The 9,721-nt window shown below is 36.2% G+C and carries 9 protein-coding genes; all 9 read right to left on the bottom strand.

Translation table 11 applies throughout. The features are described 5' to 3' along the window. Positions 1-93: 93 nt before the first annotated feature. Complete coding sequence (locus V7014_RS13505; RefSeq protein WP_335507965.1) at positions 94-423, bottom strand: hypothetical protein; 330 nt, start codon at positions 421-423, stop codon at positions 94-96. A gap of 152 nt (positions 424-575) precedes the next feature. Next, positions 576-2,300, bottom strand: coding sequence for a phospho-sugar mutase (locus tag V7014_RS13500; protein ID WP_438824916.1), 1,725 nt, complete (start codon positions 2,298-2,300; stop codon positions 576-578). A 122-nt stretch (positions 2,301-2,422) separates the two neighbouring features. Continuing rightward, a complete protein-coding gene (locus V7014_RS13495) occupies positions 2,423-3,511 on the bottom strand; it encodes an ABC transporter ATP-binding protein (RefSeq protein WP_335507961.1) in 1,089 nt (362 codons plus the stop codon). Between the two features lie 31 nt (positions 3,512-3,542). Further along, positions 3,543-4,244: a DUF1189 family protein gene (locus V7014_RS13490; protein WP_335507959.1), complete on the bottom strand. Its 702-nt coding sequence runs from the start codon at positions 4,242-4,244 to the stop codon at positions 3,543-3,545. A gap of 23 nt (positions 4,245-4,267) precedes the next feature. Beyond that, positions 4,268-5,209: a DUF1861 family protein gene (locus V7014_RS13485; protein ID WP_335507957.1), complete on the bottom strand. Its 942-nt coding sequence runs from the start codon at positions 5,207-5,209 to the stop codon at positions 4,268-4,270. Next, positions 5,206-6,291, bottom strand: coding sequence for a glycoside hydrolase family 130 protein (locus V7014_RS13480; protein ID WP_335507955.1), 1,086 nt, complete (start codon positions 6,289-6,291; stop codon positions 5,206-5,208). The genes V7014_RS13485 and V7014_RS13480 overlap by 4 nt, the downstream gene beginning before the upstream one ends. A gap of 17 nt (positions 6,292-6,308) precedes the next feature. Next, positions 6,309-7,259, bottom strand: a complete 951-nt coding sequence (locus tag V7014_RS13475; RefSeq protein WP_335507953.1) for a carbohydrate ABC transporter permease — start codon at positions 7,257-7,259, stop codon at positions 6,309-6,311. A gap of 12 nt (positions 7,260-7,271) precedes the next feature. Beyond that, positions 7,272-8,195, bottom strand: a complete 924-nt coding sequence (locus V7014_RS13470; RefSeq protein WP_335507951.1) for a carbohydrate ABC transporter permease — start codon at positions 8,193-8,195, stop codon at positions 7,272-7,274. A 63-nt stretch (positions 8,196-8,258) separates the two neighbouring features. Beyond that, positions 8,259-9,527 (bottom strand): ABC transporter substrate-binding protein, encoded by a 1,269-nt coding sequence (locus tag V7014_RS13465; RefSeq protein WP_335507949.1) that lies wholly within the window; start codon positions 9,525-9,527, stop codon positions 8,259-8,261. Positions 9,528-9,721: the final 194 nt, after the last annotated feature.

Below are 9,721 nucleotides of genomic sequence, written 5' to 3'. Positions count from 1 at the left end.
GCGCTGGAGCTAGACAACGTACAAAATTATATACTTGTTTTTCTTTAAACAAAAAAACCAAAAGCTCATTACTGAGATCTTTTGGTTTTTTGATTAATACCTCGAACTTTTATATCCAGTCATCGATACATAAATAGCTTCAATGAATAACACTAAAGCCGTACAAGCATGGAACAACCAGCCTATTCCAGGAATCCATCCTAACAATGCCCCCAATAAGCCAATTACGTTTCCTGTAATCGCCATTCTTTTATCTAGTAATAAGAAGACGATCGCAAACCCGTGAAGAATTCCAGCAATAACAAGCGGAGCCCATCCATTTGCAACAATAAATGTACCACCTAACAGCGGTATGGCTAAAAAACCTTCATACAAAAATGCAATCCATTTTAATACTTTATTTAATGTAGAAATACCAAACAACCGCCTTTCTTTATCTCATCTACTTACTTTCCATTATGACATATTTCATTTCATTAATAAAAAAAGGTATTCAAAACAAGTTTTTACAGACAAAAAAGAAACTATTCCTAAAGTAGCATATTATACTAAAGGAACAGTTTCCGAGGTAAATTTTATTCTATTACATTAAGCATTTTTACAATAGTGTCTTGAAGGTTTGCAACTAAATCTAGCGAAGCTTCCTTGCTCTCAGAACGAACACTAAAGTATGCTTTTAACTTTGGTTCTGTGCCGCTTGGACGTAAACAGAACCAAGAATCATTTGCTAAAATAATTTTAATAACATTTGATTTCGGTAGTGTCATTGCCTTTATTTGTTTTGTTTCACAATCATAATGCGTTCCAGTTAAGTAGTCTTCAACAGCTAAAACTTGTAAACCATGAACCACAGACCAAGAATTAGCTCGAAAAAAGTCCATCATGCGCTGTATACGTTCACTTCCAGCCTTGCCCTTTAATGTAAGAGAATATAGCGACTCTTGATAATAACCATATTGCTTCCAAATGGATTCTAAACGTTGATAAAGTGTTTGTCCTTTACCCTTCCAATATGCCGTCATCTCAGCAACTAAAAGGCCCGTTTGAACAGCATCTTTGTCTCGACAAAAGTCACCAATTAAGTAGCCATAACTTTCTTCATAACCAAATACAAATGGATGTTGGCCTTCATTTAATCGAATTTGTTCACCTATAAACTTAAAACCCGTTAAAGTATTTACAACATGTAAGCCAGCACCTTTTGCAATAGATGCTCCTAATTCAGAGGTTACGATTGTTTTTGCAACAAAACCGTTGTTTGGCAGAGTGCCTTGTTCCGCTTTGCCAGTCACAATATAATCAAGTAAAAGTGCTCCTAGTTGGTTTCCGGTTAATACTTCATACTCTCCCTTTTCATTAAGGGCCGCTACACCTAAACGATCGGCATCTGGATCTGTCCCCATCAACACATCAGCATTTTGTCTTTTTCCATATTGTATAGCATATTCAAAAGCCGCATGCTCTTCTGGATTCGGTGAAGCAACAGTAGAAAACTCTGGATCAGCTTGAGCTTGCTCCTTAACAATGTCTACATGGTTAAAGCCCCATTGTTGCAATCCTAACGTCATTGCCTTTAAGGATGTTCCATGAAGTGGTGTAAATACGATCTTCAAAGAATCCTTTGTTTCTTGTTCCATTTCTTTGTGTATACGAATGGATTCTGTTGCTTCTAAATACGCATCTTCAACATCAGCCGGAACCGTTACAATTAAATTACGTGCACGTAATTCATCTTCAGTATCTGTCAACAGATTCAATTCATCTACGATCGAATCAACATGTGATACTAAAGATTTTGCTGCTTCAACTGGGATTTGGCACCCATCTTCTAAATATACTTTGAAACCATTATATTCAGGTGGATTATGACTTGCCGTAATAACTACTCCACCGGAAGCGCGTAAATAACGTATGGCAAATGAAAGAATCGGTGTCGGACAAATATGATCAAATAAATAGGCTTTAATTCCATTAGTCGCTAAAACCTTAGCTGTTTCCATTGCAAACTCCGGAGAAAAATGTCTAGAGTCATACGCTATAGCAATAGATTCATCTCCTTGGTATACGTTACGTTCTTTGGCAAAATTAGCCAAACCTTGAGCTGCTTTACGAACTGTATAAATGTTCATTCTATTTGGACCTACGCCGATTTCTCCACGCATTCCGCCTGTCCCGAATTCAATGCATTTGTAAAAAGCATCTTCTATTTGAACGTCATCTAAAGTATTTAATTCTTTTTTCAAATCCTCTGTTAACCGAGGATGATTTCTCCATTTATCAACTATTGCTTCAACAGGCATCATTCCTAATTACCTTCTTCCTTTTTACATATTCAGCTAAACAGAAAAAGGACAGTATACGTTCACAACTATTTCTTTGAAGTGAACGCGACTATCCTTTATTTCATACTTTCAGAGCAAAACTAAATGGTTACCCCTGTAGCGGCATCAAAGAAATGGACTTTATTAGGGTTGATAGCTAAAGTTATTTGATCACCTAGATGATAATCCATGTACGAGCTTGTTTTTGAAGTAATAAATTGATTCGCTAATTTTGTAGTTAAAATCAATTCATCACCACGCATTTCGACAATTTCAATTGATGTTTCAAATCGAGTGTCTGCATACGTATCAAGAAAGACTTGTTCACTTCGTACATCTTCCGGTCTAATACCCATATGAATAACTTTTCCACTATAAGGAGCAAGTTTCTTTTGTAATCCTTCAGGAATAGGCATGTTATAACCATCTAATTCAAATTTCCCTGCTTGATAGAATCCTTCTAATATATTTATTTCTGGATCTCCAATAAATTTCGCAACAAATTCATTGGCCGGTTTATAATACAAATCTTTCGGACTACCAACTTGTTGCATAACACCATCTTTCATAACGACAATTTTGTCTGCCATCGTCATCGCTTCCACTTGGTCATGGGTAACATAGATAGTTGTTATACCTAGCTCACGATGCAATGATAGTATTTCCATACGCATCTTACTTCTTAATTTTGCATCTAAATTTGAAAGCGGCTCATCCATTAAGAAGATTTTTGATTCTTGAACCATCGCACGTCCTAACGCCACACGTTGACGCTGACCACCCGATAATTCGCTCGGTGTTTTCTTTAAATGTTCCGTTAAGCCTAATGTTTCAGATACAGCATTTACTTTCTCAGCAATAACTGCTTTATCTTCTTTCTGAAGCTTTAAACCAAACGCAATATTGTCATAAATCGTCATGTGAGGATACAATGCATAGTTCTGGAAAACCATTGAAATATCACGATCTTTCGCATGCACATCATTGACGACTTTACCACCGATGGATAATTCTCCATCCGTAATTTCTTCAAGTCCAGCAATCATACGTAGCAAAGTTGATTTTCCACAACCTGAAGGACCAATTAATGCAACAAATTCATTGCTTTCAATATCCAAGTTGAAATCGTCAATCGCTAATACTTTTTCGTTATATACTTTATATACATTACTTAATTTGACAAAACTCATGATGATTTGCCTCCTAAAACTTGCATCACGTTCATAGATAATCTCTTGCAAGTGTACGTTCATACACATTTTTTATACTAAAGAAAAACAAAACAGTACCTAATATTATGGATATAGCCATTGCAATGGCTGGTGGGATTGAGAATATATAACCAACAATCCCACTTCCAACAAAACTTCCTATCGTTAAATAAGCAACAACCGCTCGAATCATCTCACGGTATTTTACGCTTTTTCGAAATGAAAAGTACGCAATAATCAATGTAATCATTACAATAATAATAGCCATCAGGAATGAGAAAAGGATACTGCTCATTACCGAAATGCCCGTTAAACCAGCCAACCAATTACCTAGCTCCGATAACAAGGATTCTTTCGACAACTCACCTTTATAAGGAATGTGTTGTATTTGACGATCCTTTTTAATAGTTAATTGTGTTTCATTGAAAATAATGGCAAACGTGGTTTTAGGCTCTATTTCGCTTTTCGAGATATAGACACCGTAGTCTCCATTTATAAAGCTTCCTTCTTTAGCCACCAGCTTTCCATCCTGAGCAATCACTGTATCTGGTATATCTGAAATTAATTCACCAAAACTCTCAATTTGGACTCTTCCATCCTTCTGCATTGTGGTGGCAAATGGAATAGCTAGATTGACAGCCATTACAAGAACAGCAATTCCAATCCACATGGGATGTAATGATTCAATCCATTGATTAATGCGTTTAAACATGTTCTTTCACTTCCTCAAATTTTTCAAAAAAACGGATTAGGTATTACAACATACTGAGCTTCAGCATCACTTACTCCGACATATACTTCAGCTACGTCTTCTTTTAATACAATTCCTCCAGGGAAAATAACATCTACTAAATCTGGACGTTTTGTTTCCCCTGGTTGTATATCAGCTCTTTCAAATAGTAAACCAATACTATGATACTCCATTGTCTCATGATTGAACGTAAATACAAATGGATAGTAGTGACGATTTCCTTCAGCGTCAAATGAAGCAATATGACCAAGAACTCCGATTTCTCCGTTTTCTAATAGGTGAGCCTCGTTTACACCACCCCATTCTTCTGTGATGAATAGTTCTTTTAATAAAGGAGCATTAAGAATGCTTTCTTCTGTAAATTGACTCCAATCATTCATTGCAAAAAATCCGATTTGACCTCTACCACCAATTTCTCCTTGTGGACGAGTAAATACTCCAATCTTCTTATCTGAAAGTTCTACAAAACGGATATCTTTCATGCCAAGTGGACCCTCAGCAAATTTCTCTAATGTTTGAATGCTTTTTCCTTTATAAAACACTGTTCGATACCATAGATTACCTGATTCAATCGGATAGTCTGGGTGTGGGAATACCTCTACTCCACCTAGCACCAATTCACCGTGAATGAAAGCAACGAAAGGATCTTGTAACTTAAATGTAGGATAATCATTTACTTTACCGTACTCTGCATGATTTACTTGTTCAAAGAAGATAACTGTTGACCACTCTTCGTCTCTCTTTTCAACACGACCAGCAATTATTTGCTTGCCTTCATTTTCAAACGGTTTTGTAATATTGTAAATATCGAAGCCTTCAACTCCCGTAAAATGTAACTTTGTAGAATTGATCGGTTTTTGATTCGTTTCTTTGTATTTGTCTAGTAACATTGTTGTTGTTACAGTTGTTGCGTTGACTGTTTTCATACTACTTCGACTCCTTTTCTAGCCGCTAATAATTCTTGAACTAGGTCATCTACTTTTGTCTCTGCTACTGCCATGTTCTCGTCTGCTACGCCGTAATAAATACGAAGCGTGCCATCTACTACAATACCTCCGCATGTAAACACAACTCCACCGAAGAAGCCCTCAATTTCATAGTCTTCTGTCGGTTCTAGAATTGGGTGATCCAAGCGAGAAATAATGATACTCGGATCCTGTAAATCTAGTAGCATAGCACCTAAGCAATAACGATTAGTTACGTCCGCTGCATGATAAATAAATAACCAGCCGTCTTTCGTTTTAATTGGTGAAAAACCTGCTCCAATTCTTCCTGTTTCCCATCCAAATTCTTGTACAGAGCTAATGAATTTTTGGTTTCCCCAATGAACTAAATTTGGAGATTCCGCTAACCATATCGCCGGGTTACCTATACCTTCAGGAGCTGGTCGGTTAAATGCGATATATTTATCTCCTACTTTCTCTGGGAAAATAGCTACGTTTCTATTTTCTGGTGCAAAGATCAGACCTTCACGTTCATAACTTTTAAAGTCTTTCGTATGTGTAAGCATTGTACAAATTCCACGATCAGAAACAGCTGTATAGTTGATATAGTAAGTATCATCAATATGCACAATACGAGGATCTTCACAACCCCATGCTTCTTCTTCGGTTTGCGGGAAAATAAATGGTTGATCATCAATTTCAAAATGAATACCATCTGTACTTCTTGCTAGACGTAAATGCGAAAGAGAAGTCAAGTAAACCACTTTCAAACCACGTCTCTGACATGGTGCTGATATTGTACGTTTATCAGAGAAATCCCAACCTTCCGCTTCTTTCTCTTTTCGATTAATCGTTACTTTTTTCACTTCACCGTTTTCAATAACTGGTACTTGATAGATTTCTTCTGTTGAATCTATAAAACTCTCCGCAACGCGAAGCAATAGTATCGTCTCGTTGTTATAAGTTGTGGCTGCAGCATTAAATACACAATCCACTCGAAAATCAGGACGAGAAGGTTTGACTGCTTCTGTTGTGATAATCGGATTTAAAGAGTGTTTTTTCATTTACATCTATCTCCTTACTATTTAATTCCATCACCCTTATTCGATTGGATGAAATATTTTTGCATTGTGAAGAACAGAATCATAATCGGTAGCATAGAAAGAGTTGTCGCAGCCATTAGAAGTGGCCAGTTTACTTCAAACATTCCTTCAAACATCGTTAAACCGATTTGTACTGTAAATTTCTCAACATCGTTCAAGTAAATAAGTGGTCCAAGGAATGAATTCCATGTTCCCATAAATGAAGAAATTCCAATTGTAATAATCGCCGGAATAGACATTGGTATATATACTTTCCAAAGAATTTTCCAACTTCCAGCCCCATTCATATAGGCTGCTTCAGCAAAGTCCTTCGGAATACCACGGAAATACTGTGACATAAAGAATACATGTACGGCTTGTCCACCAATTGCAGGAAGAATTAATGGTATATATGAATTAATAAAAGATACACCAAAGAATTCACCGAGCTTCGCCCAGAATACATAGCCTGGCACAATTGTAATTTCACCCGGAAGCATAATCGTAATTAACAAAAACATAAATAAGATATTTTTACCTTTGAATTTAAAACGAGCAAATCCATACGCCACAATAACAGAGACAAATACTTCGAAGAACATAACTGACGCTGTATAAAAGGCTGTATTAGCAAAAAACCTCATAAATGGTAGCTTCTGAAACACCGATAAGTAGTTTTCCCAAAGTATTGGGTCTGGAATCCACTGCGGTGGCATAGTAAATACATCAGCCGTTTCTTTTAATGACGTTGATACCATCCATAAAAAAGGTAAAAGCATTGAAATCGCAACCAGCGATAATGCAACATGTTTGATTACCGAACGATACCAATTCTTTTTCAACTTATTTTGTTTATTTCGTTTAATAATGGCTTCCAGCTTTTCTTGCTTTTGCATTTGTAGTGCTAATTGTTCTTCATCTTGTGCTTGATTTGGGATTAGTACAGACATTTTCTCACATCCTTACTCTTCGTTATTTTGGCTGTACTTCCAGAAATCACTGAACTTGAATACAAGCATAGTAATCAGCAATATGATGACTAGGAACACCCAAGACATTGCCGAAGCATAACCCATTTTGAAGTATTTAAACGCCGTATCATAAATGTGTAACATGATGAAGTCTGCTTCGCCACCGGCTCCTCCCAAAATATAAGCATCTGTAAACTTCTTGAATGCACCGATGATTCCCATAATTAAGTTGTAATACAGAATCGGCTTCATCATAGGAATAGTAATGTTATAAAGTCTTGTGAAATAATTAGCACCTTGCATCATAGAAGATTCATATAAATCTTTCGGAACTTCATTTAATGCCACAAGATACGTCAACATTCCACCGCCAGCACCCCATAAACTAATTAAAAGGTAAGATGGTAATACCCATTGAGGGTCCGTTAACCAACCTGGACCATCGATCCCAAAAATGGCAAGGAAATTATTTACCAAACCATTTGTCGGATCCAGAATCCAACGCCAAATAATACCTACTGCTACACCAGATACAATCGCTGGTAAATAGTAAACTGTTCGATAAAAACTTAACCCTTTTATTTTCGAGTTCATGATTAACGCAATAGTTAATGAAGCAGCCATCCCGATTGGTACTGTCACTATTGCATAGCGCATTGTTACCCATAATGAATTACGGAACCCTTCGTCGTGGATTAGATTTTTAAAATTGTCTAAGCCAATAAAAGTTGGTTCACCAATTACAGGCCAATCCATAAAACTCATATAAACAGATAAAAACATTGGAACAGCACTAAAAATAGCAAACGCAACAAACCACGGTGCGATGTAAAAATAGCCCGGACTTATTCTTTTTTTCTTCTTTGTTTGCTTACTACGTTCTAATATTTGTAGAACTTTCTCTTCTTTCGTCAAGTTGGCACCTCCTAATGAAGGAAAGACGAACTTTTTATTCGTCTCTCCTTAGTTGAACACCATTTACTTTTTAATAACGGATTCTATTGTTTCAGTCGTTTCATCAGCCGCTTTTTTCAGATTCAACTTACCTTTACCATTGTTATCACTTAGAATAGGCATCTCAATACCTTCCCATAGCTTAGACATAGCTTCATTCTGTTCTGGTATGTTATGGTAACCTCGTGCTATGTTAGCAGATCCTTCAATTACATCAGCCGCATACTCTTTATAAGGATTGATTTTTCCAATGTCACCTACCGTAGATTTCATTGGAGTTGGTACTTTCCACTCAAACATTTTTTTAGTTAGATCAATCATCGCTTGTGTTGCTACTTCTTTATTTTTTGTTTGTGATGAAACTACATTTGAAGCTGTCCAGTTAAAAGTAACTTGCTCCTTACTACCAGCAGGCATATACGCCATTCCTACTTCAAACGGTGCTGAGCTATTTTCTACCAATTTCTCAATGCTATCGTTTGCTCCACCAACCATCATGGCAATTTCACCATTAACAAAGGATGGTTCAACACCTTTAGAAACTGCTTCTTGGTAAGGCATTGTCGCCTTTTTATCAGTTAAGATTTGATTTGCTTTTTCAAAGCCAGCAATTGATTCTTTAGAATTCACTTTTACTTTTCCATCTTGATCAATAAATTCTCCACCTTCGCCCCAAGCAAAGATTGAAAGCGGAGGAGTTCCTGTTGCTGCAAATCCATACTTACCGTCTTTAGTTAACTTTTGTGCTGTTGCATGGAAATCATCCCATGTCCAATCTTTAGTAGGTTCAGCTACGCTAGCTTCTTTAAACATTGTTTTATTGTAATAAACGACATAAGGTTGTCCAATCCATGGTAAACCATACAGTTTATCATCATATTTTGCAGTGTTTATAGCACCTTCTAAATAATCAGACATATCAATTTCATCTTGTTTTTCCATTGTTTCTGTAAGATCTAAAATCGCACTGTTCTTAGCATATGCAGGAATAAATTCTTGAGATAACCAGTATATATCTGGTGCCTGATTACCCGCTGTCATTGTTTGTATCTTCACGTAGTAATCCTTTGGAATAACCATTTGTTTCAGCTCATAGTCATCTTGCTCTTTATTTAACTCATTTAATAAAGCGTCAAATTCTTTAGCCTCTTCTTCTGCAGCCCAAGTAGCAACTTTCAACTCTACTGGTTTATCAGATTTACCTGCGTCTTCAGAATCATTGCCACAAGCTACTAGACTAAGTGCTAATGTTCCAATTGCGATACCACTTATTAGCTTTTTCCAAGATACCATCTTATCCAACTCCTCTTTACTATTTTTAATTCGATAGATAATTACAATGAAGTTAACAACTAATTAACCAAAACAAATAATTATTAATTAACTTTAATTAATATATTAACTTTTACAGATTAATAATAGTTTACTGAAAGCGTTTTATCAAGATTAATTTAAAATTAATTTTTGTTAATTTTCGTTTATCTTAA

Source organism: Bacillus sp. JJ722 (assembly GCF_036963345.1).
Taxonomy (GTDB): Bacteria; Bacillota; Bacilli; order Bacillales; family DSM-1321; genus Bacillus_AD.
This window is presented reverse-complemented; position numbering and strand designations above follow the sequence as displayed.

Bases quoted from the DNA above. Each gene is read 5' to 3' on its own strand.
- V7014_RS13500 (WP_438824916.1), bottom strand. From the start codon at position 2,300: ATGCCTGTTGAAGCAATAGTTGATAAATGGAGAAATCATCCTCGGTTA.
- V7014_RS13485 (WP_335507957.1), bottom strand. From the start codon at position 5,209: ATGAAAACAGTCAACGCAACAACTGTAACAACAACAATGTTACTAGAC.
- V7014_RS13495 (WP_335507961.1), bottom strand. From the start codon at position 3,511: ATGAGTTTTGTCAAATTAAGTAATGTATATAAAGTATATAACGAAAAA.
- V7014_RS13475 (WP_335507953.1), bottom strand. From the start codon at position 7,259: ATGTCTGTACTAATCCCAAATCAAGCACAAGATGAAGAACAATTAGCA.
- V7014_RS13480 (WP_335507955.1), bottom strand. From the start codon at position 6,291: ATGAAAAAACACTCTTTAAATCCGATTATCACAACAGAAGCAGTCAAA.
- V7014_RS13465 (WP_335507949.1), bottom strand. From the start codon at position 9,527: ATGGTATCTTGGAAAAAGCTAATAAGTGGTATCGCAATTGGAACATTA.
- V7014_RS13490 (WP_335507959.1), bottom strand. From the start codon at position 4,244: ATGTTTAAACGCATTAATCAATGGATTGAATCATTACATCCCATGTGG.